The following is a 23,942-nucleotide window of genomic DNA, read 5'->3' as shown; positions in this document are numbered from 1 at the left end:
GCCGGAGGGGGCCTTCGCGTCGCTCCGGCGGGCCCTGGAGGGCCCGCCGGGGGCGGGGTGCGGCGTCAGTGCGCGGCCGGGACGGCCGGAGCGGTGGTGCCGGCCGGGACGGCGGCGCCGGTGGTCGGCGCCCCCGGGGTGGTGGCGCCGGTGGCCGGGGCGGTGGCGCCGGGGGTGGCGGTCTTGGCGGGGGTGGCGGTCGGCGAGGGGGTCGGCCCGTAGCCGTTGTAGATGCCGAGGTTCGGGTTCACGCCGGCCTGGGCCTCGACCTTCTGGCCGTCCTTGAAGGTGAAGACGGTCGGGGCGAAGCCGCCGACGTGGACGGTCGCGGAGGCGACGGTGGCGGACGGGTTGCCCTGACCGCCGATCGCCACCGCGCCACCGGCCGGGACGACGATGCTGGACAGCGGAGCGCCGGCGGCGTCCGCGAAGGTGGCAGCGGCACCGCCGACGGTGACGGACTGGAGCTCGGCCGGGATGTTCGCGGTGTTCGCGATGTTCACGACCACGCTGGCGGCACCGGTGTAGTCGCCCGCGGTGTTCTCCCCGGTGACGACCACGATGTTGTTCAGCCGGAGGTTGGTCCCGAGGGTCGCCGCAGCGTTGTCGGGCTTGATCTGCAAGGTATCCGGCGTGTTGCCGGCGGCGCAGGAGGACAGCGAGGCGATGGCGATGGCGGCGATGGCGGCGATGCTGCCGCGTCGAAGGCTGCGGCTCACGGCGGCGGCTTCTCCTAAGTCACGTGTCGGTAGGTCAGGTCTCAGATTATCGACCTCACTTATGCGCTCCTCACGGGGTGGCCCCCGTGTCGCACTCCCGGGGGCCGCCGGGGGGCCGTCCGGCGGCACGCTCGACGTGTCCAGGTCACTCGACGGACAAGGTTCGACCAAGATCGAATAACGATTCGGTCGCGACCCGAAAAGGGGTGAAAGCTCAAGATCCAATCATGGTTGCGGGGGTGTTGCGCAAGGGTTTCGTCCAACCCCGGAACCGCCTCCGACCTGCGGGAAGCCGTTCTCGAACATCGGTCGCAGCACGTCATGGGGGTCGTTGTCAAGCCCCGAGACCGGCCCTGACCTGCGAAAACGCCCTTCGAGTGTGCCGAGAAGCGTGTTATTCTGGAAAGCCACGGAAGGGGTCCTGTCACATGACGTTCAAGGTTGGCGACACGGTGGTCTACCCCCATCACGGGGCCGCGCTGATCGAGGCCATCGAAACTCGCCAGATCAAAGGTGTGGACAAGACCTACCTGGTGCTCAAGGTGCAGCAGGGAGACCTGACGCTCCGCGTGCCCGCCGAGAACGCGGAGTTCGTCGGTGTGCGCGATGTAGTCGGCCAGGAGGGTCTGGACCGGGTCTTCGAGGTGCTGCGGGCACCGTACACGGAAGAGCCGACCAACTGGTCCCGTCGCTACAAGGCGAACCTGGAGAAGCTCGCCTCGGGTGATGTCATCAAGGTCGCCGAGGTCGTTCGCGACCTCTGGCGCCGCGAGCGCGAGCGCGGCCTCTCGGCCGGCGAGAAGCGAATGCTCGCGAAGGCGCGCCAGATCCTCGTCAGCGAGCTCGCGCTGGCGGAGAACACCAACGAGGACAAGGCGGAGACGCTGCTCGACGAGGTCCTCGCCTCGTAGCGCGCGCCACCGCAGTGCGGTCGGGCTGCCGCCCAACGCTCACAGCGCCCGGTGCCGGCGCGCCGCTCCTCGGACGAACCGTCCGGGAGTGGTGCATTGGCACTTCGGGCGCTGAGGCATGTCCGGACCACGCCACCCGCCCTGGCCGGCCGAGGCCGGCAAGACCGTTTCGGCTCCCGCTGTTGCGGGGAGCTTGCGGAGCTGTGCGGCGGGCGGTGGACCGTGGTTCTTCGGAAGGGGCCCGGTGCGCCCGCCGGGCACGCCATGGCCATACCCACTTCGCCGAAGGAGTGAAACCTGAACGCGTCAGGAGCAGTCGCAGCAGCAGTGGTGCCCGCCGCCGGACGCGGTGAGCGGCTGGGGCCTGGGGCCCCGAAGGCCCTGCGGGAACTGGGGGGTGTGCCGCTCCTGGTGCACGCCGTCCGGGCCCTGGCCCGCAGCCGGGCGGTCGGCCTGGTCGTGGTCGCCGCGCCCGCCGACGGGGTGGCCGAGGTGGTCGCCCTGCTGGACAGTCACGGGCTGGACGACAAGGACATCCGGGTGGTGGCCGGCGGGGCGACCCGCCAGGAGTCGGTCCGGCTCGGCCTGGCCGCGATCCCGGACGAGGTCGGGATCGTGCTGGTGCACGACGCGGCCCGCCCGCTGGTCCCGGTCGAGGTGGTGGACGCCGTCGCGGCCGCCGTCCGGGCCGGGGCGCGGGCCGTGGTGCCCGCGGTGCCGCTGGCCGACACGGTGAAGCGGGTCGAGCCGAACCCGGGCGGTCCCGAGCCGGTGCTCGACACGCCCGAGCGCGCCACCCTGCGCGCCGTGCAGACCCCGCAGGGCTTCGACCGCGCCACGCTGGTCGAGGTGCACGCCAAGGCGCTGGCCGAGGAGAGCGACGGCACCGCCGGCGCGCCGCCGGTCACCGACGACGCCGGTCTGGTCGAGCGCTACGGCGGCCGGGTCGTCGTGGTGCCCGGCCACGAGGAGGCGTTCAAGGTCACCCGTCCACTGGACCTCGTGCTCGCCGAGGCCGTACTCGCCCGCAGGAGGGCCGCCGATGCCTACTGACCCGCAGACCACCCCCGTGATCCCCCGGGTGGGGATCGGCACCGACGTGCACGCCTTCGAGGCCGGCCGCCCGCTCCGGGTGGCCGGGCTGGACTGGCCGGACGCCGGGGCCGGGCTCTCCGGGCACTCGGACGCCGACGTCGCCGCCCACGCCGCCTGCGACGCGCTGTTCTCGGCCGCCGGGATCGGCGACCTGGGCGCCCACTTCGGCACCGACCGCCCGGAGTGGGCCGGCGCGTCCGGGGTGAAGCTGCTCGGCGAGGCGGCCCGGCTGGTCCGCGAGGCGGGCTTCGAGATCGGCAACGTCGCCGTCCAGGTGATCGGCGTGCGGCCGAAGATCGGCAAGCGGCGGGACGAGGCGCAGGCGGCGCTGTCCGGGGCGGTCGGCGCCCCGGTGTCCGTCTCCGGCACCACCACCGACGGACTGGGCCTGACCGGCCGGGCCGAGGGGCTGGCCGCGATCGCCACCGCCTTGGTGTACGAACGGCGTTGAGCCGGTCGCGGTGAGCGGGCGGGAAGAAACCGCCCCTGACGGGTGTTCACCCGGTGTCCTCGGGGCCCGAGTCGCTACTGTTCGGCTCGGGCCCGTACGGGCTTCCGCTCGGGCCGAACCGCCGACGAGAAGAGGTAATCCGTGACCGCCCAGCTCTCCGACCGTGCCAAGGCGCTGCTCGACGACAAGAGCTTCGCCGTGGTCTCCACGATCCAGCCCGACGGCAGCCCCCAGGCCTCGGTGGTCTGGGTCAAGCGGGACGGCGACGACATCCTGTTCTCCACCGTCCAGGGCCGCCGCAAGCACCTCAACCTGGAGCGGGACCCGCGGGTCTCGATCCTCGTCAACCCGTCGGAGGACCCGTACGAGTACCTGGAGGCCCGCGGCGAGGTCTCGCTGACCACCGAGGGCGGCCGGGAGCTGATCGACGAGCTGGCCGCCAAGTACCGCGGCGTGGACAAGTACACCTGGGACGGTCCGGACGACGTCCGGGTGGTCGTCCGGCTCACCCCGCGCAAGGTGCTCGGCAGCATCTGACCCCGCCCGCGGGCCACTGTTTCCCCGGGATCACGCCCCCGTTGTCCCGGGGAATGTGGCGGGGCACCCCCTGCTGCCCACTACGCTTGACGCTGTGAGCATTCGTCTGTACGACACCAGCACCCGCCAGGTACGCGACTTCGTCCCGCTTGTACCGGGTTGTGTCTCGATCTACCTGTGCGGCGCTACCGTCCAGTCGGCGCCACACATCGGGCACATCCGGTCGTACCTCAACTTCGACATCATGCAGCGGTGGTTCGCCTACCGCGGCTACCAGGTGACCTTCGCCCGGAACGTCACCGACATCGACGACAAGATCATCGCCAAGGAGCGCGAGCTCGGCACGCCGTGGTGGCAGATCGCCTACGAGAACGAGCGCGCCTTCAACGACGGCTACGACGCGCTCGGCTGCCTGCGGCCGACCGTCGAGCCGCGGGCCACCGGGCACATCCCCGAGATGATCGAGATGATGCAGGGGCTCATCGCCAGGGGCCACGCCTACGCGGCCGACGGGAACGTCTACTTCGACGTGCGGTCGTACCCCGGCTACCTGGCGCTCTCCAACCAGAAGCTGGACGACCTGCGCCAGCCCGAGGGCGAGGGCGAGACCGGCAAGCGGGACCAGCGCGACTTCGCGATGTGGAAGGCCGCCAAGCCGGGCGAGCCGAGCTGGGAGACCCCGTGGGGCCCCGGCCGTCCGGGCTGGCACCTGGAGTGCTCGGCGATGGCCCACAAGTACCTGGGCGCGGCGTTCGACATCCACGGCGGCGGGCTGGACCTGATCTTCCCGCACCACGAGAACGAGATCGCCCAGTCCAAGGCCTACGGCGACGACTTCGCCAACTTCTGGGTGCACAACGCCTGGGTCACCATGGCCGGCGAGAAGATGAGCAAGTCGCTGGGCAACTCGGTGCTGGTCTCCGAGATGGTCCGGGCGTGGCGGCCGATCGTGCTCCGCTACTACCTGGCGGCCCCGCACTACCGCTCGATGATCGAGTACAGCGAGGAGTCGCTGCGCGAGGCCGAGGCCGGTTTCGGCCGGATCGAGGGCTTCATCCAGCGCGCCGTCGAGCGCTGCGGCACGGTCGACGCGGCGCCCGAGGTGCCGCCGGCCTTCGCCGAGGCGATGGACGACGACTTCGGCGTCCCGCAGGCGCTGGCCGTCGTGCACACCGCCGTCCGCCAGGGCAACAGCGCCCTGAACGCGGACGACAAGGAGAGCGTGGTGGCGCGACTGGCCGAGGTCCGTGCGATGCTCGGTGTACTGGGCCTCGACCCGCTCGACCCGCACTGGGCCGGGACGGAGCGCGGCGAGGACCTTCACGGCGTGGTCGACTCGCTGGTCCGCCTGGTCCTGGACCAGCGGCAGGCGGCGCGCGAGCGCAAGGACTTCGCCACCGCGGATGCCATCCGCGACCAGCTCGGCCTGGCCGGGCTGGCGATCGAGGACACCCCGTCCGGCCCGCGCTGGACGATCAACAGCCAGTAACCCCATCCGACGATCGGGGTGATGGGTGGGCCGTACCGGACCGGTGCGGCCCTCCCGCATGACGTACGCATGTCGTCGGCGGCCACCGGGCAGACCGGGGCGGTCGGGGCATGCCGGACAGACAGGAAGTACAGCCATGGCCGGCAACAGCCAGCGCAGGAACCGCCGCAACCCCGGATCGAAGAAGGGCGCGTCTGTCGGTACCGGCGGGCACAGCCGGAAGGCGCTCCAGGGCAAGGGTCCGACCCCGCCCGGTGCGGAGCGCAAGGGCCACCCCAAGCAGCGCGCCGCCAACGCCGCGATCAAGCGCGAGCGGGACGCCAAGGCCCGGGCCGGCATGCGCCGGGCCGGCGGCGGCGGTCGCGGCGGTCGCGGCGGCGCGGGCAGCGCCGAACTGGTCTTCGGCCGCAACTCGGTGGTCGAGGCCCTGCAGGGCGACGTGCCGGCCAACGCGCTGTACGTCCAGCAGTTCATCGACACCGACGACCGGGTCCGTGACGCCTTCCAGGCCGCCAACGACCGCGGCATCCCGCTGATGGAGGCCCCGCGGCCCCAGCTGGATCAGATGACCGGCGGGATGAACCACCAGGGCCTGGTGCTCCAGGTGCCGCCGTACGAGTACGCGCACCCCGAGGACCTCCTGGCGGACGCCGCCGACGCCGGCCAGGACGCGCTGATCATCGCGCTGGACGGTGTGACCGACTCGCGCAACCTGGGCGCCGTGGTCCGCTCCGCCGCCGCCTTCGGCGCGCACGGCGTGGTCATCCCCGAGCGCCGCGCGGCCGGCATGACCGCCGGTGCCTGGAAGACCTCCTCCGGCGCCGCGGCCCGGCTGCCCGTCGCCCGGGCCACCAACATGACCCGCGCCCTGGAGGCCTACCAGAAGGCCGGCCTGATGGTGGTCGGCCTGGCCGCCGACGGCGAGGCCGAGATCGGCGACCTGGAGCTGCTGACCGGTCCGGTCGTGATCGTCGCGGGCAGCGAGGGCAAGGGCCTGTCCCGGCTGGTCTCGGAGACCTGCGACATGCGGGTCCGGATCCCGATGTCCGGCCTGACCGAGTCGCTGAACGCCGGTGTCGCGGCGGGCATCGTGCTGTACGAGGCCGCGCGGCTGCGCGCCAAGCGCTGAGAGCTGAGAGCTCGGTGCTGAGCGCTGAGCACGGCCGGGGCGCGGAGCGCAGGCGATCTTCCGAATTCCCCGCAATCCGAGTGGAAGGCGATCGGGCCCGATCGGGCCCGATCGCTTTTTTCATGATCACTTCAAGTGTGCGTCGGACATCCACCCGGCAGAGTGTCCTAAGCGGCCGTCACCCGGTTAGACGGGCGTGGACACCAGAACACCTCGGCGCCCCCTGTTCGGCAACGGCAGTTCCGGGATAGACGCGGGCCCCGCCCTCAACACCGTCAAGGTGGAGTCGGACCCTTCGCGGCTCAGCAGCACCCAGGCGAGCTTCCGGCTGCGGCTCGGCGCCCCGACGGCACCGCTGATCGAGGCCCCGGCCGGACTGCTGTCCACCGGCGCCGCGTTCGGCGACCCGTACGCCAACCAGGGCCTGATCCGCCGTCCGCTGGTCACCCCGCAGGTCGTCGTGCCCGCCTCCGCCGTCCCGGCGCTGGCCGGGGCCGGGGCCGGCGGCGCGCCGCGCCGCAAGGGCCGGGTCACCGCCGTCACCTGGACCGGCCAGGCACCCCCCGGGGACCTCGCGGCCACCCAGCTGCTGGAAGCGGTGCGCCTCGGCGGCACCCCGGCCGGCGGCGTCCGCCTGGTCGAGCCGGACACCCGGGCGCTCCCCTCCCTCGCGGGCGCCCGGGCCGTCCCGCGCCAGCCCCGCGAGGGCGCCGGCACCGCCACCGACGCGGGCGTCGGCCCGGTCGGCGAGCCGCACGGCTGGACCCCGAGCGGCGAGCTGCCCGAGGTCTCCGCCGCCGACGCCGCGGGCAAGCAGCCCTGGTACCCCGGCCGCCGGGTCGACCTCGGCCTGGTGCTGCTGCCGCTGCGCGCCGTCCTCGGCTCGCTCTCGGTCTACGCCGGGTTCAGCAAGCTCTGCGACCCGGTGTACTTCGACGGCGGCGAGCGCGGTTCGATGATGCGCTGGCTCTCCTCGCTGCACCCCTGGAAGGTCGCCGAGCCGCTGCTGGCCTTCGCCATGGCGCACCCGGTGGGCGCCGGCCTGGCGGTGTCGTTCACCCAGATCGTGGTCGGCGTGCTGACCGTCCTCGGGCTCTGGCAGCGGCTCGCCGCCGGCGCCGCGATGGCGCTCTCCGCCGCGCTGCTGTTCACCGTCAGCTGGCGGGCCGTCCCGGTCTACGACACCCCGGACCTGATCTTCCTCGCGGCCTGGAGCCCGCTGCTGATCGCCGGGGCGCCGTTCGCCTCGCTGGACGGGCGGCTCGGCCTGGAGGCCTGGCGCCGGTTCGGCGCGGACACCTCCGGGGCACTGCGCCGCCGGGTGCTGCGCCGCGGCGCCGTGGTCACCACGGTCGTGGTCGGCCTGACCCTGCTGCTCGGCTCGATGCTCGGCGCCGCCGTCCGCACCGGCGCCCGGGCGCACCAGGCGCCGGACCGTCCGGCCACCGACTACGGCACCCCGGTCTGGCCGTCCGGCAGTCCGTCCGGCGCCCCCGGCGGTGGCAAGGGCACGTCCACCACGCCCCCGCCCGCCGCCCCGCGCCCGGCCACCCCGACCCCGAGCGCGACCACCCCGGCCACCACGCCGCCCGCCAAGCCCGCCACCCCGACGCCGAGCGGAAAGGGGCACTCGGGCAGGGCGGAGGCCGGGTCGGGCGCCTCCCCGGCCGCGCCCGCGCCGCCCACCGGCCCGGGCGGCACGGCACCCGCGTCGCGCAGCACCCCGGGTGCCGGCGGCGCGGGGCCCGGGTCCAAGTCCAGCCCGAGCACCGGGGGGCTGCTCGGCGGGGTGCTGGGCAGCGCGCCGCTGGCCGACCTGTCCGGGGGCCGGGCCTCCCACCCGGGGGCGCCGACCGCTACCTGAGGCCCCGGTAACGGCGATCGGCCGGGTGCTCCGTGGGGGAGCACCCGGCCGATCGCCGTGCGCGTGCGGTGGGGCGGGGGCATCCGCGTCCGTGTGCGGTTGGGCCTGCGGTGCCGTTGGCTACCGGGGTGCCCGGCCGGCGCCGGAGGCGAGCTCCTTGGCCGCCTCGGTGAGGTCCTTGGCGGTGTCGATGGCCCGCCAGTACACGCCCTGCGGCAGCTGGTAGCCCGCCAGCCGCTTGCCGCGGGCCAGCTGGGGGAAGGTGGTGCGCTCGTGGTCGCCCACGTCCGGCAGCAGCCCGGCGAACTCCGGGCTGAACACGTACAGGCCGGCGTTGATCAGGAAGGGCGAGGGCGGGGCCTCGATGAAGTCCAGCACGTTGCCGAACTGGTCGGTCTCCACCGCGCCCCAGGGGATCCGCGGCCGGGCCAGCGCGAGCGTCGCGACGGCGTCCCGCTCGTGGTGGAAGGCGGCCATCTCGCGCAGGCTGAAGCGGGTCCAGATGTCGCCGTTGGTGGCGTACCAGGGCTCGTCCGGGCGGGGCAGCGCCTTGGCCGCGTACTTGAGCCCGCCACCGCGCCCGAGCGGCTCCGCCTCGACCACCGTGCGCACCCGCAGCGGCAGGTCCGCCTTGTCCAGCCACTCCTCCAGCACGTCGGCGAGGTGCCCGCAGGAGATCACGACGTCGGTGACGCCCTCCTCGGCCAGCCAGGCCAGCTGGTGGCCGAGGATCGGCGTGCCCGTCCCGGGGATCTCGACCAGCGGCTTCGGGCGGTCGTCCGTGTAGGGGCGCAGCCGGGAGCCCTGGCCGCCGGCCAGGATGACGGCCTGGGTGACGGGCGTCGTGGTCGGCCGGGGCGCGTGGGGCTGCGGGGGCCGGGCGGACGGGAGGTCGGCGGTGGGGCCGGAGTCAGCGGTCATGCCTGAACAATAAGGCGGCGGACGGGGGCGTCCGCCGCCTCGGGGACCGGGGTCCGCCCGGCCTTCCGCAGCCTTCTCCGACCTTCTCCGACCGTCTCCGGCCTTGTCCGGCCTTGCTCAGCCGACGACGCCGGCCGCGAACGAGCCGTCGCAGACCGGACGGGCGAAGGAGCGGGCCCGCTGGACGTCGCCCTGGTACTTGCGCACCGCCGCCTTGCCCAGCTCGCCGGCCAGCGAGGTGCAGTAGGGCGTCAGCGAGGGCTGCTCGCGCATCGAGCGCTCCAGCAGGTCCAGCGCGGCGGAGGGGTTCTTCGCGCGCAGCTCGTCGAGCAGCGCCACCCGCAGCGAGTCCTGCGGGGCGAGCCCGTCCGAGGTCCTGGCCGCGGCGCCGGCCACGTTGTTGGAACGCCCGATCCCGGCGCCGTCGCCGCTCGACGCCGCCACGACCTGCTGGTCGAGCCCGGTCGGCGGGGCCCACGGGACCCGGGTCACGGCGAGGGTGCCGGTGGTCACCAGGACGACCGGCAGGGTCAGGGCGACGGTCTGGCCGATACGGCGCACTAGCTGCTTCACCCTCAGGAGAGTAGCGGTGGGTACGGGCAGGATCGCCCTCCGTTACACCATCGAGTGACACACTGTCCGGTTTCGTCCCTCCGCCGTGTTGACGCGGGGGTGTACGGACGGAGCCCGCCGGACCACGGGGGTCCAACGGGCTCCGGGGAGGCGCGAGGTCGCGTCAGTTGCTCAGGCGCAGGCCGGAGCTGGTGGAGAAGACGTGGGTCTCGTTGGCGATCGGCACGACGTGGATGGTCTCGCCGCGGGCCGGGATCTGGCGGCCGGGCACGCGGACGACCAGCTCGTGGTCCTTGCCGCCGATCTGGGTGGTGCCGTAGACGAAGCCGTCCGAGCCGAGCTCCTCGACCACGTTGACGGTCACCGCGACGCCCTCGATGCCGCCCGACGGGACGACCTCGAAGTGCTCGGGGCGGATGCCGACGGTCACCGTCTTGTCGGTGCCGGCGCCGGACAGGTCCTCGCGGGAGATGTTGACGACCGAGCCGCCGAACTTCACGCCGCCGTCCACCAGCGGCACCTCGACCAGGTTCATGGCCGGCGAGCCGATGAAGCCGGCCACGAAGAGGTTGGCGGGCTTGTCGTACATGTTGCGCGGGGTGTCGACCTGCTGGAGCAGACCGTCCTTGAGCACCGCGACCCGGTCGCCCATGGTGAGCGCCTCGGTCTGGTCGTGGGTGACGTACACCGTGGTGATGCCCAGGCGGCGCTGCAGGCCGGCGATCTGGGTGCGGGTCGAGACGCGGAGCTTGGCGTCCAGGTTCGACAGCGGCTCGTCCATCAGGAAGACCTGCGGCTGGCGGACGATCGCCCGGCCCATCGCGACGCGCTGGCGCTGACCGCCGGACAGCGCCTTCGGCTTGCGGTCCAGGTAGTCGGTCAGGTCGAGGATCTTCGCCGCCTCCTCGACCTTGGTGCGGATGTCCGCCTTGTTCACGCCGGCGATCTTGAGCGCGAAGCCCATGTTGTCGGCGACGGTCATGTGCGGGTAGAGCGCGTAGTTCTGGAACACCATGGCGATGTCCCGGTCCTTCGGCGGCAGGTGGGTGACGTCGCGGTCGCCGATCCGGATCGCACCGGCGTTGACGTCCTCCAGACCGGCCAGCATGCGCAGGCTGGTCGACTTGCCGCAGCCCGAGGGGCCGACCAGCACGAGGAACTCGCCGTCCGCGATCTCCAGCTCCAGCGCGTCCACCGAGGGCTTGTCCGCCCCGGGGTAGACGCGGGTCGCCTTGTCGTACGTGACAGAAGCCATGGTTGTCGCTCTCCTTCACCGGCAGGAACGTGCCGGACGATCCGAGTAAAGGGGGGTTTGTCAGGGTTCCGCCGGGCCGCCAGTGGTCTGAACCACTGCTCGAACCGACTCCCGGCGACGCTACCTGCGGTTCCGTGACTTGTCAGCCCCCACCCGACCTGATTTCGGCATCGGTTCCATCACGCCCACCCATCCCACCAAGCCCCGGATATCCCCCCATCCCGTCACCCGGGCCCGGTAGACTGCCCCCGGTGCCGCCGTGATCCATCGCGGACGGCCACCGTGCCTCCTTAGCTCAGCTGGCCAGAGCACCGCTCTTGTAAAGCGGGGGTCGTCGGTTCGAACCCGACAGGGGGCTCAGGTGTACGAGGGAAGGGCCGGTCCGACGGGGTGTCGGGCCGGCCCTTTCGCGTGGGCGGGGTCAGTCCGGGGGGAGGGCGAGGGTGGCGACGGCGCCGCCGTCGGGGTGGTTGGTGAAGGTCAGGGCGGCGCCGATGACGCGGGCGTGGCCGGTGGCGATGGTGAGGCCGAGGCCGTGCCCGCGGCCGCGTTCGGGGGCGTTGGTGCGGAAGCGCTGCGGGCCGTGCCGGAGGAGGTCCTCGGGGTAGCCGGGACCGTGGTCGCGGACGGTGATCCGCAGGCCGTCGACGTGCAGGTGGACCGGGCCGGCGCCGTGGCGGTGGGCGTTGAGGATCAGGTTGCCGAGGATGCGGTCCAGCCGGCGCAGGTCGGTGCGGACCTGCCGGTCGGCGGTGATGTCGACGGTGACGTCCAGGCCGGTGAGGGAGACGGTGCGGCGCGCCGCGCGCTCCAGGGGGACGGCGGAGAGGTCGGGGGACTCCGCGTCGGCGTCCAGGCGGGAGACCTCCAGCAGGTCCTCGACCAGGCCGCGCAGTGCCTGGACCCGGTTCTGCACGAGCTGGGTGGGGCGTCCGGGCGGCAGCAGCTCGGCGGCGGTGACCAGCCCGGTGAGCGGGGTGCGCAGCTCGTGGGCGACGTCCGCGGTGAAGCGCTGCTCGTCCTCCAGCCGCCGGTGCAGGGTGCGGGACATCAGGTCGACGGCGGCGGCGAGGTCGGCGACCTCGTCCTTGCCGTCGACGAGTTCGCCGATCCGGGTGTCCGTCCCGCCGGCCGCGATGCCCCGGGCCGCGGTGGCCGCGGTGCGCAGCCTGCGGCTGATCCGGTCGGCGACGAGCACGCCGGCCAGCACGGTGGTGAAGACCGCGGCGACGACGGTGAGCAGGATGATCCGGTCCAGGTCGGCGATGGCCTGCCGGTCCTGGGCGAAGTCCACCCGGACGGACAGCACCCCGTTCTGCACCGGGCCGGCCGCCCACATGGACTCGCCGGTGCCGTCGGCGGCGAGCAGCGAGCCGTGCCGGCCGCCGTCGGCGAGGGCGCGCAGCCGGTCGGGCAGGGCCGGGTCGTTCACGGCGGCGCCGTGGCCGGCCACCTCGCCGTCGCGCCCGTAGCCGGACAGGGCCGAGTCGAGGGCGGCGAGTGCGGAGGAGCGGGCCTGGTCCACGTGCTGACGGATCATCGCCTGGTGGACCAGCAGGCCGACGGCCACCGCGACCAGGACGGCGATGGCGGCGACGGCGGTGGCGATCTGGCGGCGCAGGGTCATGCCGGGCGCCGCAGCTTGTAGCCGAACCCGCGGACGGTCTCGATCCGGCCGGAGCCGATCTTGGCGCGCAGCCGCTGCACGTGGACGTCCACGACCCGGGTGTCGGCGCCCCACTCGTAGTCCCAGACGCGTTCGAGCAGGGTGGAGCGCTCCAGCACGATCCCGGGCGCGGCGGTGAACTCCAGCAGCAGCCGCAGTTCGGTGGGTGTGAGCGGGACGAGGCGGCCGTCCACCCGGACCTCCATGCTGTCGGTGTCCACCTGGAGGCCGTCGAAGCTGCGGACGGACGGGGTGGGGGCGAGGGCGGTCGGCGGGACCGCCGGCTGCGGGACCCCGGGAACTCCGGGAGCTCCGGGAACCCCGGGCGTGCCGGGGAGCGGCGGGGCGTCGGCCGCCGGGGTGTCCGGGGGCGGTGGGGCGTCGGTCGCCGGGACGACCGGGACGCGGCGCAGCACCGTACGGATCCGGGCGACCAGGACGGCGCTCTCGAAGGGCTTGACCACGTAGTCGTCCGCCCCTGCCTCCAGCCCGGAGACCACGTCCACCGGGTCGGTCCGGGCGGACATCATCAGGATCGGCAGCTGGCTCTCCTCCCGGATCCGGCGGCAGAGGCCGACCCCGTCGAGCAACGGCAGCATGACGTCCAGCAGGAGCAGGTCGGGCCGGACGGCGTGGAACGCCTCCAGCCCCTCCAGGCCGTCGGCCGCCGTGGTGACCGGGAAGCCGTAGCGTTCCAGGGCCATCCGAGTGGCCTCGCGGATCACCTCGTCGTCCTCGACCAGGAGGATGTGCGGGTGGGCGGGGGTGGTGGCGGGGGTCATCGCTTGGCTTCCGGGAGCACGGCGGGGGCGGAGGGCCCCGAGGGGGTGGAGGGCGCGGCGGGTCCGGAGGACGGCCGGACGGGGCGCGGGGACGGGACGGCGGCCTCGGGGGCCGCCTGCCTCGGCGCGAACGGGGTGGGGCGTGCCACTGCCGGGCCGGACTCGGGGGCGGCGGTGTCCGCGCCGGTGCGCGGGAGCAGGCCGACGCCCTCGTCCTTGCGTTCCTTCAGGACGAGCCTGTTGTCCTTCCACTGGTAGAGGCTGGTGGTCCGGGCGTAGGCGCTGGTGGGCTCGAACAGCCACAGGTCGGTGCCGACGGTAGCGGCGCTGAACGCCGGCTGGACCTGCACCTGGAGGACGGGCAGCAGGTGCTCGTCGGCGAGGGCGTAGACGTGCAGCACGACCCGCCCGGGGGTGGTGACGACGGTGATCAGCTCGGGCTGCCCGTCCCCGGACAGGTCGCGGAACTCGGGGGCGCGGACCTCGCACCCGGCGCAGGAGCCGAGCGCCTGGCGCTCCTCCGGGCCCACGTTCGGGTCCTTGGCGAGGACGGTGCGCACGTCGACCGCGGTGATGTCGTGCCCGGGGACGGTCAGGTCCGGTACGGGCTGCGGCGGCTCCTGGGTGACGCCGGCCGCGGCGGCGGACGGCGGCGGGGAGGTGGGCAGCTTCGGCCAGAGCGGCTGGAGCACCGGCGGCGGCGTGACGGCCCGGACCGGGCCCTGGTCGCGCAGGTCGCCGGGGGTGGCGCGGCCGAAGGCCAGGCCGGCGAGGGCGAGGACGACGACCAGGCCGGCCAGGGTGGCGAGCTGGACGGCGCCGGGCCGGCGGCGGGGTGGTGGTGTTGCTGCCACGGTCGGTGTTCGTCCTCCTGCTCTGCGGCGTCGCTCCGGTCGTCGTTCCGGTCGTCGCTCCCGTCACCGCCCCGGTGGTAGGTCGCGCGGTCGGTGGTCGGCGGTTCCGCGACGGTGACTTCGTGCGGGCCGTCCGGGTAGTCCGGGTAGTCCGGACCACGTGGGTCGTACGGCTCGTACGGTCCATGTGGTTCATGTGGTCCGTACGACCCGTCCCGGCCGTCAGGCCAGGTCCGCCAGCACGATGATGTTGTCCGTCCAGTGGCCGTCCGAGCCGATCCGCCCGCCGCAGGTGATCAGCCGGAGTGCGGGCGCGGGCGTGTCGCCGTACACCTGCTCGGTCGGGAAGTGGTCCTTGGCGGCCTGGAGCAGCGTGCGGACCTTGAAGTCCACGGTGCTGCCGTCGGCGCGCCGGATCCGGATCAGCTCGCCGGGCCGCAGCTTCGGCAGCTGCTTGAAGACCGCCGGGCCGTGCACGGTGTCGTAGTGCCCGATGAGCACGGCGGGGCCGTTCTCGCCGGGTGTGGGGCCGTTGCGGTACCAGCCGACCTCCTCGCCCCGGTCGGCCGGCGGCACCTCGACCGTGCCGTCGGGGTTCAGGCCGAGGTCGGTCACCGGTGCGTCCACTCCGACGGAGGGGACCAGCAGGCGGGTCGGCGGCGAGGACGCGTACGGCTTCGGGGCGGTGGACGTGGATGTGGCGCCGGTCGTGGCCGGGGTGCCCGGGGCCATCGCCGGGGCGTCCGTGCCGGTGCCGGTGCCGGTGCCGTGCCCGGAGGTCTCGACCCGCACCACCGGAGTCTCCCGGCCGGACAGCGCGAGCGAGGTGCCGAGCACCAGGCAGAGCAGGCCCGCGGTGCCGAAGGCGGTGCGGCGCAGCGGGCCCGGAGCGGGCCGGGCGGCGCGTCGGCGGCCCCGCCGGTGGTCCTTGGCGCGACGGCGGGTGTCGGTCCCCGCCACCGGGACGGCCCCGGCGGACTCGGGACCGGTGTCAGCCGCGCGCACCGGAGCGGCGGCGCAGAACGGCGAAGCCCAGGGCCGCGGCGCCGACGGCCGCGACGGTGCCGCCACCGGCGAGCATCAGGCCGGAACCCTCGGAGGCGGCGGAGCCGTCACCGGCCTGCGCGGCGCCCTTGGGCACCTCGCGGACCTGCGGCTGGGCGCCACCGGGCGCGACCGGGGCGGGCGAGGCGACGCCCTTGGGGGCGGCCACGGCCGGCGAGGCGTCGGCCTTCGGGGCGGCGGACGGCGTGGGCACGGCGCTCCTCGGCGCCGCGTCGCCGTTCGGGGCGGCGACACTGGGGGCGGCCGGCTTCGGCACGCCGTCGGCCCAGGCCTGCCCGCCGCTGATGGTGGCCAGCAGCGCGGCGCCGGTCAGGGCGCAGACCGCCAGGACGCGGCGGGCGGGCGAGTGGTGGGTACGGCTCCTGCTCATGCGGGGTGTCTCCATCTGCATCGGTCGGTACCTGGGCGGCCGGCGGTCCGCGGTGCGGTGCGCGGTGCGGTTGGCACCGCGTTCGCACCGCGCTTCGCGGGCCCCGGTGTGCTGGTGTCGCGGGACGTCCGTCGTCGGCGCCGGACGCGTACGTCCTCGTCGCGGACGCCCTCCGGCCGGCTCGATCGGTTCGGCCGGTGGCGTCGAGGACGACGGTAGGAGGGCCGTGTCGCGGTCCTCGGCCGGTCGTGTCACGGCCGCCCATCGGCTGCGTAACGGCGCGGCGCTGCCGACGTTGCGGTCGCCCGCTGCCCGCTGCCCGCTGCCCGCTGCCCGCTGCCCGCTGCCCGCTGCCTGCTGCCTGCTGCCTGCTGCCCGTCGCCCGCTGCGCGCTGCGCGCCGCCGCCCCGCGGCTACCGCCCCGCCCGCAGCCGGCGGAGGGTCCAGCCCGGGCCGAGCGGCCGGGTGTGGGCCGTGAAGAGCTCGGCGGCCCGGCGGTAGGAGAGGCGGGCGTGGCCGGTGTACGGGCAGCGGTCGCGGGCGGGGGTGCCGGCGGGGGCGCGGCGGTCGGTGAGGAAGAGCGGGCCGGTGGCGCGGCCGGCCACCAGGAGGGGGAGCAGCCGGGCGGTGCCGGACTGCCAGTGGACGGTGGCCTGCCCGGGGCGGGTGCGGCGGCGGGGCGGGTCGAGGTGGTCGGTGTCCAGGGCGAGGACCGTCTCGATCGCGGCGCCGGACTCGTGCAGCAGGTGCCAGAGCGCCTGTTCGCGCAGCGGCGCGCGGAGGGTGAACAGGGCGTGCAGTTCCTCGGGGGTCAACGGGCCTGCGGCCGCTGCGGGTTCGGGCAGCGGGCGGGCGAGCAGGCCGGTGGTCGGGTCGCCGTCGAGCCAGCCCCTGGCCCGCCACCAGGCCACGGCCGCGCGCAGGGTGGAGAGTTCCCGGTTGAGGGTGCGCGGGTCGGTGTCGGCCGCGCGCCGGGCGGCCGCGTCGCGCAGTCGTTCGGCGGCGTCCGGGTGGTCGAGCAGTGCGAGCGGCAGGACGGGCGGCCGGGCCCGCCGCCGTTCGGGGCCGGTGGGGGAGGGCCGGTCGGCGAGCGCCCAGGCCCAGGTGTCCAGCGCGATCCGGTAGATCCGCCGGGAGCCGTCGGCGAGCCCGGAGGCGGCCAGGTAGCGCTCGACGGCGACGGCGTACTCGACCGGTGGGAGTCCTGCCGCGGTTTCTGTCACGATCGCCTTCTTCCGCAGTAAATCAATTCTGCCAAGCCGCTCGAACCCTAGCCAAGAATCGCAGTAAAGGGCAGGTAGGGAGCCATTGAAAGACGAATTTACTGCGGCAGTTCACTCCGCCCGGAAAATTGACTCCAAAAGACTCAACTTTTTCGCCGGAATCCCTTGAAGCACTCCCCGCCGGACCGCAGACTTGCTGCACATGGCAATGCAGACCGAACGGATCCCGGCCCGCAGAAGGCGACTGGGAGACCGTCTCGCCGTGCTCGGCGAGCGCGAATTCACGTGGTTCTTCCTCGGATACACGACCTCCCTGATCGGCTCCTCGATGGCGCCGGTCGCGGTTGCCTTCGCGGTGCTCGACGGCGAGGGCGGCCCCGGGGGAGCCGGCGGTGGCGGCGGCACCGCCCTGGGGTGGGTGATGGCGGCCCGGATCCTCCCGGTGGTGCTGGTGCTGCTGGCCGGCGGGGTGATCGCGGACCGGCTCGGCAGCCGCCGGGTGATGCTGGGCTCGGACCTGCTGCGCGGCCTGGTCCAGGCGCTGTTCGCCGGACTGCTGGCGGCCGGGCACGCGCCGGTCTGGGCGATGGTCGTGCTGGTGGCGCTCTGGGGGGTCGGCGAGGGGCTGTTCATGCCGGCCTTCGGCGCGATCGTGCCCGATCTGGTGCGCCGCAAGGAGCTGATGGCGGACGCCAACACCCTGCTGGGGCTGGCCCGTTCGGTTTCCACCGTGGTCGGCCCCGCCGCCGCCGGGCTGGTCACCGCCGCCTGGGGGCCGGCGACGGTGCTGCTGGCCGACGCGGTGACGTACGGCGTCGGCGCCTTCGCGCTGGCCGGGTTGCGGCTGCCGGTACGGGCGGCGGGCGGAGAGGAGTCGATGATCCGGGACGTGCGGGCCGGCTGGTCGGAGTTCGTCTCCCGCCCGTGGCTGTGGATCACCACCGTGCAGATGGGCCTGTTCAACCTGCTGGTCTGGGCCCCCTTCCTGGTGCTGGGCCCGCTGCTCTCGCAGCGGGACCTCGGCGGCGCCCGGGCCTGGGGCCTGGTGATGGGCGTGTACGGCGCCGGGGCGGTGCTGAGCGGCCTGCTGATGCTCGGCCGGGCGCCCGCCCGTCCGCTCGCGGTGGCGTCCGCGGCGGCGCTGGCCTGGGCGCTGCCCTCCGGGGCGCTCGCGGCCGGGGCGGGGCTGCCCTGGGTGGCCGCCGGCGCGCTGGTGGCCGGGGCCGGCTCGGCGGTCTGCGGGACGCTCTACAACACCACCCTGCAGAAGTGGGTGCCGGTGGAGCTGCTCGGCCGGATGACGGCCTTCGGCGTCCTGGGCGCCTTCGCCCTCGGCCCGCTCGGACTGGCGGCGGCCGGTCCGCTGGCGGGCCGGTTCGGCGCGGACACCGTGCTGCTCGTCGGGGCGGTCTGGCAACTGGCGGCCGGGGCCGTAGTGTTGGCCGTACCGGCGGTACGGAACCGCCGCTGGGAGGAGGGCCCGGACAGCTGACCAACCCCTCGGACGGCTTCGGGGCGCACCCCCGGCCCACCGCGCACCGCGCCCGGCCGGCCCCGGAGCGCGACCGGCTGCCCCTCCCGCGCACGCAGGCCTCCGCGGCGGGCGGGGCGGCCGACCCGGTCGTACGGTGGAGGACGGGGGAGACGGAGGAGGTCGATCATGCCCGGCTCGCTCACCATCAGCCATCACGGGGCCGCGGTCACCCTGGACCACGCGGACGCGGAGCGGCTCGCCACCGTACTGGCGGACCTGGCGTACCTGCTGGAGATCCCGGGGTCGAACCGGCTCAGTGACGACCAGCTGGCCGTGCTGTGCGAGGGACGGTCCCCGGACCGCGCCGATCTGGTGCACTGGTGCGCTTCGCTCGCCCGCGGGCTGAAGACGCAGCTCTGACCGGAGCCGCCCGTGCCGCAGGCGGGCCGTCGTACGGCGGACCGTCGCGCGACGGTCCGCCACCCCGGCACCCGTCGCGCGACGGCCTGCCGCGCGACCGCCCGGCGCGCGACCGCCCGCCGTACGATGGCGCGCGGGGCGGGGACGCCCCCCGGGTGCCGGGGTGGCCGGCGGCCGGTCCGGCGGAGGGTGGGGGCCCGAGCGTGTCGCAGTCCTGGTCGATGTCCTGGCTGACCGTGCCCACGCCGCTGCCCAGCGGGCCGATGCGCATCGCGGTGACCCCGCTCGGCGTGGCGTCGGCCGGCTACACCGGGCCGCGCGAGGGCGAGCTGCCGGCGTGCACCGACGAGTCGAAGATCACCGCCGTCACCGAGCGGATCGGTGCCTACCTGGCGGGCCGCACCCGCGAGTTGGGCCTGCCGGTCGACTGGAGCCTGAGTTCCGGCCCGCACCGCGCGGTGCTGCAGACGCTCTGGCGCGAGGTGCCGTACGGCCGGACCATCACCTACGGCGAACTGGCCGCCCGCAGCGGGGTGTTCGAGGACATCACGGAGCCCGGCCTGGCCGCCCGTACGGTCGGGCAGATGATGGCCGCGAACCCCGTCCCCCTGCTGGTGCCCTGCCACCGGGTGGTGGCGGCGGACGGGATCGGCGGCTTCGGCGGCGGCCGGGTCGGGATCGAGGTGAAGCGCTGGCTGCTCACCCTGGAGGGCGTGCTGGAGCCGACCCTCGACTGGAACGGCCCGCTGTAGCGGCGGGGGTGCGGGCGGCGGCGAGCGGCCCGCGGCCGGCAGTGGGCCCGCCGATCCCGTCGCTCCCGCCGTTCCCGCCGGTCGTCACGCCCGGGCCGTCGCCGGCTGCGCCCCCGGAGACACCCGCCCGGGCCCCTGTTGCGGGTGCACCGGCCGGATGCCGGGCACCAGGGTGTACTCGATGCCGCGCACGTCCGGCTCCGCCCCCGCGCACTCCGGCCGCTCGCCGAGCGCCAGCCGCACCGCGTCCCACGGCAGGTTGAGTCCGCACAGCCGCAGCTGGTGGAGCCCGGCGGCGGGGCGGGTGTTGACGTCGATGACCACCGGCAGGCCGTCGAGGCGGCGGAACTGGACGTTGGACAGGTACGCCATCCCGGTCGCCCGGACCAGCCGCCGGACGGGCTCCAGGTAGCACTCCTCGGTGGTGAAGCCCCGGCGGCGGCCCTCCTTGGTGCGCCCGACCGCGGCGAGCGGGCTGCCGTCCCGGTCGGCGAGGCAGTCCACCGAGACCTCCGGCCCGTCCAGGTGGGGCATCACCAGCAGGTCCACCGGCTCGCCGTCCGGGCCGCCCCCGGCCAGTGCCGCGGCGACCTGTTCGACCTGCACCCGGTGGTCCCAGCCGGCCAGCCGCCGTGCGTTGTAGGGCTCCCGGGTGAGCACCCGGAAGCCCGCGCCGCCGGCGCCGGTGGTGGGCTTGAGACAGGCGGTGCGGCCGGTGCCCTCGATCCGTTCGACGGCGTCCCACAGCTCGGCGGGGGTGCGCACCCGCCACCAGGGCGGGGTGGGCAGCCCGGCCCCGGCGATCGTCGCGTAGCCGTCCGCCTTGCTGGTGAAGGCGGCTATCGCGGTGGCCGGCGGGCAGAGCAGCGTGGTGCCGATCGCCTCGAACTCCGGCCGGGCGAGGGCGATGGCGAGCTGGTGCAGCTGCGGGACGAAGACGTCGATCGCGTGCCGGGCGCAGTAGTCCAGGGCGTAGCCGACGTAGCCGTCCGCGGCCAGGCCGGCGGGCTCCGGGGTGCCGTGGTCGGCGGCGGCGAGCACGGGGGAGTCCGGGTCGCCGTGGGTCGCGTGGACCACGACGGGGCGCGGGGCGGCGCGCAGTTGCTCGATGAAGAAGACGTTCTCGGCGTAGGTGCGGTTCAGCCAGACACGTACGGGTGCACTCATGTGACCTTCTCGGGGCGGAAGTTGACGAAGAGTCAGGGCACCCTAGCGGCCTGTTCGAACGACCCGGACGGCAGGGGCGCCGTGGGCGGATGGTGGCAGGGGGTGGCGCGGGTCGGGGCTTCGATGGGGGAGGATGGGGCGCGGCACCCCGATATGTTCGAATAAATAGTCGAACAAATATCGATCGGGTGATCCATTCGTACTATTTGTTCGGCCATTCGGAACCACTCGAACGAGTGATTGCGGGGCGCCCCTGAATGGGCCCACCATGAAGCTGCAACACGCATGTGCAAGGCGACGCTTCATTGGGATATGCGAAGGGCTCCCCTCATGTCGACCGAAACGAATGCCGGTATTCCCGCGCCCGGTGCGCAACCGGAGATCCGGCAGCAGCAGAGTCTGAGCACGGCGGGCGCGCGGAACCTCGCGACGACCACCAAGTCCGCGCCGCAGATGCAGGGCATCAGCCCGCGCTGGCTGCTCAGGAGGCTGCCCTGGGTGCAGGTGTCCGGCGGCACCTACCGGGTGAACCGCCGCCTGCGCCACTCGGTCGGCCGCGGCCGGGTGGGTTTCGTCAAGACCGGCGCCGAGGTGCGGATCGTCCCGCCCACGCTGGCCGAGGTGCCGGTGCTGCGCGGCTTCCAGGACGAGGCCGTGCTGGAGGAGCTGGCCTCGCGCTTCGTGCAGCGGGACTTCAACGCGGGCGACGTCCTGGTCCAGGCCGGGGCGCCGATCACCGAGGTGTTCCTGATCGCCCACGGCAAGCTCGACCGGCTGGGCACCGGCAAGTACGGCGAGGAGACGGTGGTCGGCACCCTCGCCGACGGCGACCACCTCGGCGACGAGGCGATCCGGCAGGACGGCGGCGACTGGCCGTACACCGTCCGCGCCGCGACCTCCGGCACCGTACTGACGCTGTCCTGGCCCTCCTTCCAGGAGCTGCACGACCGCTCCGAGGCGCTGCAGCTCCAGGTCATCGAGTACCTGAACGGCTTCCAGCAGGCGCAGAACAAGCACGGCGAGGCCGCGATCGACCTCGCCGCCGGCCAGCAGGGCGAGTACGAGCTGCCCGGCGCCTTCGTCGACTACGAGCTCAAGCCGCGCGAGTACGAGCTGAGCGTCGCGCAGACGATCCTCAAGGTGCACACCCGGGTCGCCGACCTCTACAACCAGCCGATGAACCAGACCGAGCACCAGCTGCGGCTGACCATCGAGGCCCTGCGCGAGCGCCAGGAGCACGAGCTCGTCAACAACCCCGAGTTCGGCCTGCTCGGCAACGCCGCGTACGAGCAGCGGTTCCAGACCCACTCCGGCCCGCCCACCCCGGACGACATGGACGAGCTGCTCAGCCGCCGCCGCGGCACCAGGATGTTCCTGGCCCACCCCAGGGCCATCGCCGCCTTCGGCCGGGAGCTCAACAAGCGCGGCCTCTACCCGGGGACGGTCGAGGTCGAGGGCAAGCAGATCCTGTCCTGGCGCGGCGTCCCGGTCTTCCCGTGCAACAAGATCCCGATCGTCGGGAGCACCAGCTCGATCATCGCGATGCGAATCGGGGAGGACAACCAGGGCGTCATCGGCCTGCACCAGACCGGAATTCCGGATGAATACCAGCCCAGCCTCTCGGTGCGGTTCATGGGAATCGACGACAAGGCCATCATTTCCTACCTGGTGAGCGCCTACTACTCCGCCGCGATCCTGGTGCCGGACGCGGTCGGTGTCCTGGAGAACGTGGACATCGCGCAGTACTGACGGATCGCGCAGTACCGACGGTTCGCGGGGCCGCTCGCAGAGCCGCGCCGTCCGCCGGGGCCGTCCACCGGCCCCGGCCGGTCGGGTGCGTACCGGCGCAGTGCGTACCTGCTGCGTACCGGCCCGGCGCGCACCTGCTGCGCACTGGCCCGGCGCGCACCGGCACAGCGCAACCACGGCCCGCCGTCGGCGGGCCGTCCCACGACAGGCGCCCGACAGGGGGAAACACCCATGACCAGTCCCACGCTGGAGCGGGACCACAAAGAGGGCCACGAGGCGGCCGACATCCTCGCCCGGACCCGCGCCCTGGTCGACCCGGTCCTGCGGGCCGCCGTCGACTCGCTGCCCGGCACCATGCGCAAGGTGGCCGGCTACCACTTCGGCTGGTGGGAGGCGGACGGCACGCCGGCCCAGGCCTCCGCCGGCAAGGCGATCCGACCGGCCATGGTCCTCGCCGCCACCCAGGCCCTGGGCGGCAAGCCCAACGAGGCCGTCGCCGCGGCCGCCGCGGTGGAGCTGGTGCACAACTTCACCCTGCTCCACGACGACGTCATCGACCGGGACGACACCCGGCGCCACCGGCCCACCGCCTGGCGGGTGTTCGGCACCACCGAGGCCATCCTGGCCGGGGACGCCATGCACTCCCTCGCGCTGCGGCTGCTCGCCGAGGACACCCACCCTGCCGCCCACGGCTCGATCCGCCGGCTCGCCGACTGCGTGGTGGAGCTCTGCGAGGGCCAGCAGATCGACTGCGCCTTCGAGCGGCGCAACGACGTCTCGCTCCCCGAGTGCCTGGCGATGGCGGAGGCCAAGACCGGCGCGCTGCTGGGCGCGGCCTGCGCGATGGGCGCCCTGTACGCGGGCGCCTCCGAGGAGGCGGCGCAGGCGCTGGACTGCTTCGGGCGGGAGATCGGCCTGGCCTTCCAGCTGATCGACGACCTGATCGGCATCTGGGGGGATCCGGCGGTCACCGGCAAGCCGGTCGGCGCGGACCTGGTCGCCCGGAAGAAGTCGCTGCCGGTGGTCGCGGCGCTGGGATCCGGCACCGTCGAGGGCAAGCTGCTGGCCGAGCTGTACGCGATCGAACGCCCACTGGACGCCGAGGAGTTGGCGCAGTGCGCGGCGGCCATCGAGGCGGCCGGCGGGCGCGGCTGGGCGCAGGGCGAGTCCTGCGAGCGGATGGCCGCGGCGATGGCGCAGCTGGCCGCCGCCGTCCCGGAGCCGGCCGCGGCGGACGAGCTGCTGGCGCTCGCCGAGCTGGTCACCCGCCGCACGCACTGAACGGGGCGCCCGCGTCGAAGGCGGCGCGCGTCGAACGCGTCCCCGGAGCGCCCTGAGGAGCGCCCCAAGGGGTCTTGCCGGGAGTGGCGCCGGGAGTGGGGGGTGGGGGGCGGCGGCGGACCCCACCCCCGGGCCCGGCCCCCCCGGCGCCCCGCCCCCCCCCCACCCCCGGGGGGGCCCAAACCCCCCGGACCA

The 23,942-nt window shown here is 74.2% G+C and carries 23 protein-coding genes and 1 tRNA gene; 13 read left to right on the top strand and 11 right to left on the bottom strand.

Annotation, left to right across the window (positions count from 1 at the left end):
- Nucleotides 1-65: 65 nt before the first annotated feature.
- Nucleotides 66-719: a DUF461 domain-containing protein gene (locus ACFWJ4_RS34260; RefSeq protein ID WP_380551258.1), complete on the bottom strand. Its 654-nt coding sequence runs from the start codon at nucleotides 717-719 to the stop codon at nucleotides 66-68.
- 428 nt (nucleotides 720-1,147) lie between these two features.
- Between ACFWJ4_RS34260 and ACFWJ4_RS34255 the strand changes: the two genes are divergently transcribed.
- From ACFWJ4_RS34255 to ACFWJ4_RS34225, 7 genes are all read left to right on the top strand, one after another.
- Entirely contained in the window at nucleotides 1,148-1,630 is a 483-nt protein-coding gene (locus tag ACFWJ4_RS34255; RefSeq protein ID WP_014136563.1) for a CarD family transcriptional regulator, read from the top strand.
- Between the two features lie 297 nt (nucleotides 1,631-1,927).
- Complete coding sequence (gene ispD / locus ACFWJ4_RS34250; protein ID WP_380551261.1) at nucleotides 1,928-2,683, top strand: 2-C-methyl-D-erythritol 4-phosphate cytidylyltransferase; 756 nt, start codon at nucleotides 1,928-1,930, stop codon at nucleotides 2,681-2,683.
- Nucleotides 2,673-3,176: a 2-C-methyl-D-erythritol 2,4-cyclodiphosphate synthase gene (ispF, locus tag ACFWJ4_RS34245; RefSeq protein ID WP_380551255.1), complete on the top strand. Its 504-nt coding sequence runs from the start codon at nucleotides 2,673-2,675 to the stop codon at nucleotides 3,174-3,176. Before ispD ends, ispF begins: the two co-directional genes overlap by 11 nt.
- Before the next feature lie 141 nt (nucleotides 3,177-3,317).
- Nucleotides 3,318-3,713: a PPOX class F420-dependent oxidoreductase gene (locus tag ACFWJ4_RS34240; RefSeq protein ID WP_359913744.1), complete on the top strand. Its 396-nt coding sequence runs from the start codon at nucleotides 3,318-3,320 to the stop codon at nucleotides 3,711-3,713.
- A 94-nt stretch (nucleotides 3,714-3,807) separates the two neighbouring features.
- Entirely contained in the window at nucleotides 3,808-5,202 is a 1,395-nt protein-coding gene (gene cysS, locus ACFWJ4_RS34235) for a cysteine--tRNA ligase (protein WP_380551252.1), read from the top strand.
- Between the two features lie 136 nt (nucleotides 5,203-5,338).
- Nucleotides 5,339-6,331: a 23S rRNA (guanosine(2251)-2'-O)-methyltransferase RlmB gene (gene rlmB, locus ACFWJ4_RS34230; protein WP_380551249.1), complete on the top strand. Its 993-nt coding sequence runs from the start codon at nucleotides 5,339-5,341 to the stop codon at nucleotides 6,329-6,331.
- 196 nt (nucleotides 6,332-6,527) lie between these two features.
- Complete coding sequence (locus tag ACFWJ4_RS34225) at nucleotides 6,528-8,195, top strand: DoxX family membrane protein (protein WP_380551246.1); 1,668 nt, start codon at nucleotides 6,528-6,530, stop codon at nucleotides 8,193-8,195.
- A gap of 120 nt (nucleotides 8,196-8,315) precedes the next feature.
- Here ACFWJ4_RS34225 and ACFWJ4_RS34220 read toward each other — a convergent pair whose 3' ends face one another.
- The 3 genes from ACFWJ4_RS34220 to ACFWJ4_RS34210 all read right to left on the bottom strand — a co-directional run bounded on the left by ACFWJ4_RS34220 (nucleotide 8,316) and on the right by ACFWJ4_RS34210 (nucleotide 10,944).
- Nucleotides 8,316-9,116 (bottom strand): NDP-sugar synthase, encoded by an 801-nt coding sequence (locus ACFWJ4_RS34220; RefSeq protein WP_380551243.1) that lies wholly within the window; start codon nucleotides 9,114-9,116, stop codon nucleotides 8,316-8,318.
- A gap of 117 nt (nucleotides 9,117-9,233) precedes the next feature.
- The gene (locus ACFWJ4_RS34215; protein ID WP_380551240.1) at nucleotides 9,234-9,689 is read right to left on the bottom strand and encodes a hypothetical protein; all 456 of its coding nucleotides are present in this window, start codon (nucleotides 9,687-9,689) and stop codon (nucleotides 9,234-9,236) included.
- Between the two features lie 163 nt (nucleotides 9,690-9,852).
- On the bottom strand, nucleotides 9,853-10,944 hold the full coding sequence (locus tag ACFWJ4_RS34210) for a sn-glycerol-3-phosphate ABC transporter ATP-binding protein UgpC (protein ID WP_359915308.1): 1,092 nt from the start codon (nucleotides 10,942-10,944) through the stop codon (nucleotides 9,853-9,855).
- Nucleotides 10,945-11,228: 284 nt separating this feature from the next.
- On the opposite strand from ACFWJ4_RS34210, the gene ACFWJ4_RS34205 reads away from it, so the two are divergent.
- Nucleotides 11,229-11,302 (top strand) — tRNA-Thr (locus ACFWJ4_RS34205).
- A gap of 63 nt (nucleotides 11,303-11,365) precedes the next feature.
- Here the strand turns inward: ACFWJ4_RS34205 and ACFWJ4_RS34200 are convergent.
- From ACFWJ4_RS34200 to ACFWJ4_RS34175, 6 genes are all read right to left on the bottom strand, one after another.
- On the bottom strand, nucleotides 11,366-12,571 hold the full coding sequence (locus tag ACFWJ4_RS34200) for a sensor histidine kinase (protein ID WP_380551237.1): 1,206 nt from the start codon (nucleotides 12,569-12,571) through the stop codon (nucleotides 11,366-11,368).
- On the bottom strand, nucleotides 12,568-13,392 hold the full coding sequence (locus ACFWJ4_RS34195; RefSeq protein WP_380551234.1) for a response regulator: 825 nt from the start codon (nucleotides 13,390-13,392) through the stop codon (nucleotides 12,568-12,570). The genes ACFWJ4_RS34200 and ACFWJ4_RS34195 overlap by 4 nt, the downstream gene beginning before the upstream one ends.
- Nucleotides 13,389-14,246 (bottom strand): hypothetical protein, encoded by an 858-nt coding sequence (locus ACFWJ4_RS34190; protein WP_380551231.1) that lies wholly within the window; start codon nucleotides 14,244-14,246, stop codon nucleotides 13,389-13,391. The genes ACFWJ4_RS34195 and ACFWJ4_RS34190 overlap by 4 nt, the downstream gene beginning before the upstream one ends.
- 222 nt (nucleotides 14,247-14,468) lie before the next feature.
- The gene (locus ACFWJ4_RS34185) at nucleotides 14,469-15,206 is read right to left on the bottom strand and encodes a class F sortase (protein ID WP_380551228.1); all 738 of its coding nucleotides are present in this window, start codon (nucleotides 15,204-15,206) and stop codon (nucleotides 14,469-14,471) included.
- Nucleotides 15,207-15,237: 31 nt separating this feature from the next.
- On the bottom strand, nucleotides 15,238-15,681 hold the full coding sequence (locus ACFWJ4_RS34180; protein WP_380551225.1) for a hypothetical protein: 444 nt from the start codon (nucleotides 15,679-15,681) through the stop codon (nucleotides 15,238-15,240).
- Between the two features lie 413 nt (nucleotides 15,682-16,094).
- The gene (locus ACFWJ4_RS34175; protein ID WP_380551222.1) at nucleotides 16,095-16,904 is read right to left on the bottom strand and encodes a hypothetical protein; all 810 of its coding nucleotides are present in this window, start codon (nucleotides 16,902-16,904) and stop codon (nucleotides 16,095-16,097) included.
- Between the two features lie 202 nt (nucleotides 16,905-17,106).
- Here ACFWJ4_RS34175 and ACFWJ4_RS34170 point away from each other — a divergent pair, with 202 nt between their 5' ends.
- From ACFWJ4_RS34170 to ACFWJ4_RS34160, 3 genes are all read left to right on the top strand, one after another.
- Nucleotides 17,107-18,396 carry an MFS transporter gene (locus ACFWJ4_RS34170; protein WP_380551219.1) on the top strand — a complete coding sequence of 430 codons (1,290 nt, stop codon included), beginning with the start codon at nucleotides 17,107-17,109 and terminating at the stop codon, nucleotides 18,394-18,396.
- A gap of 168 nt (nucleotides 18,397-18,564) precedes the next feature.
- Nucleotides 18,565-18,798, top strand: a complete 234-nt coding sequence (locus ACFWJ4_RS34165; RefSeq protein WP_380551217.1) for a hypothetical protein — start codon at nucleotides 18,565-18,567, stop codon at nucleotides 18,796-18,798.
- A gap of 203 nt (nucleotides 18,799-19,001) precedes the next feature.
- Nucleotides 19,002-19,550, top strand: coding sequence for a methylated-DNA--[protein]-cysteine S-methyltransferase (locus ACFWJ4_RS34160; protein ID WP_380353551.1), 549 nt, complete (start codon nucleotides 19,002-19,004; stop codon nucleotides 19,548-19,550).
- An 84-nt stretch (nucleotides 19,551-19,634) separates the two neighbouring features.
- On the opposite strand, the gene ACFWJ4_RS34155 is transcribed toward ACFWJ4_RS34160, so the two are convergent.
- Nucleotides 19,635-20,717 carry an ATP-grasp domain-containing protein gene (locus ACFWJ4_RS34155; RefSeq protein ID WP_380551214.1) on the bottom strand — a complete coding sequence of 361 codons (1,083 nt, stop codon included), beginning with the start codon at nucleotides 20,715-20,717 and terminating at the stop codon, nucleotides 19,635-19,637.
- Nucleotides 20,718-21,047: 330 nt separating this feature from the next.
- Here ACFWJ4_RS34155 and ACFWJ4_RS34150 point away from each other — a divergent pair, with 330 nt between their 5' ends.
- Together ACFWJ4_RS34150 and ACFWJ4_RS34145 are read left to right on the top strand one after the other, a co-directional pair.
- Nucleotides 21,048-22,466 carry a family 2B encapsulin nanocompartment shell protein gene (locus tag ACFWJ4_RS34150; protein WP_380551211.1) on the top strand — a complete coding sequence of 473 codons (1,419 nt, stop codon included), beginning with the start codon at nucleotides 21,048-21,050 and terminating at the stop codon, nucleotides 22,464-22,466.
- Between the two features lie 231 nt (nucleotides 22,467-22,697).
- Nucleotides 22,698-23,747 (top strand): family 2 encapsulin nanocompartment cargo protein polyprenyl transferase, encoded by a 1,050-nt coding sequence (locus ACFWJ4_RS34145; protein WP_380551208.1) that lies wholly within the window; start codon nucleotides 22,698-22,700, stop codon nucleotides 23,745-23,747.
- Nucleotides 23,748-23,942: the final 195 nt, after the last annotated feature.

This window comes from Kitasatospora sp. NPDC127067 (assembly GCF_042724755.1).
GTDB classification, from domain to species: domain Bacteria; phylum Actinomycetota; class Actinomycetes; order Streptomycetales; family Streptomycetaceae; genus Kitasatospora; species Kitasatospora lactacystinica.
Note: the sequence above shows the minus strand (reverse complement) of the source record. Positions and strands in the feature narration are given on the sequence as shown.

Coding starts and splice junctions, on each gene's coding strand:
- ACFWJ4_RS34210 (WP_359915308.1), bottom strand. CDS start 10,944: ATGGCTTCTGTCACGTACGACAAGGCGACCCGCGTCTACCCCGGGGCG.
- ACFWJ4_RS34180 (WP_380551225.1), bottom strand. CDS start 15,681: ATGAGCAGGAGCCGTACCCACCACTCGCCCGCCCGCCGCGTCCTGGCG.
- ACFWJ4_RS34220 (WP_380551243.1), bottom strand. CDS start 9,116: ATGACCGCTGACTCCGGCCCCACCGCCGACCTCCCGTCCGCCCGGCCC.
- ACFWJ4_RS34150 (WP_380551211.1), top strand. CDS start 21,048: ATGTCGACCGAAACGAATGCCGGTATTCCCGCGCCCGGTGCGCAACCG.
- rlmB (WP_380551249.1), top strand. CDS start 5,339: ATGGCCGGCAACAGCCAGCGCAGGAACCGCCGCAACCCCGGATCGAAG.
- ACFWJ4_RS34255 (WP_014136563.1), top strand. CDS start 1,148: ATGACGTTCAAGGTTGGCGACACGGTGGTCTACCCCCATCACGGGGCC.
- ACFWJ4_RS34165 (WP_380551217.1), top strand. CDS start 18,565: ATGCCCGGCTCGCTCACCATCAGCCATCACGGGGCCGCGGTCACCCTG.
- ACFWJ4_RS34200 (WP_380551237.1), bottom strand. CDS start 12,571: ATGACCCTGCGCCGCCAGATCGCCACCGCCGTCGCCGCCATCGCCGTC.
- ACFWJ4_RS34145 (WP_380551208.1), top strand. CDS start 22,698: ATGACCAGTCCCACGCTGGAGCGGGACCACAAAGAGGGCCACGAGGCG.
- ACFWJ4_RS34155 (WP_380551214.1), bottom strand. CDS start 20,717: ATGAGTGCACCCGTACGTGTCTGGCTGAACCGCACCTACGCCGAGAAC.
- ispF (WP_380551255.1), top strand. CDS start 2,673: ATGCCTACTGACCCGCAGACCACCCCCGTGATCCCCCGGGTGGGGATC.
- ACFWJ4_RS34170 (WP_380551219.1), top strand. CDS start 17,107: ATGGCAATGCAGACCGAACGGATCCCGGCCCGCAGAAGGCGACTGGGA.
- ACFWJ4_RS34195 (WP_380551234.1), bottom strand. CDS start 13,392: ATGACCCCCGCCACCACCCCCGCCCACCCGCACATCCTCCTGGTCGAG.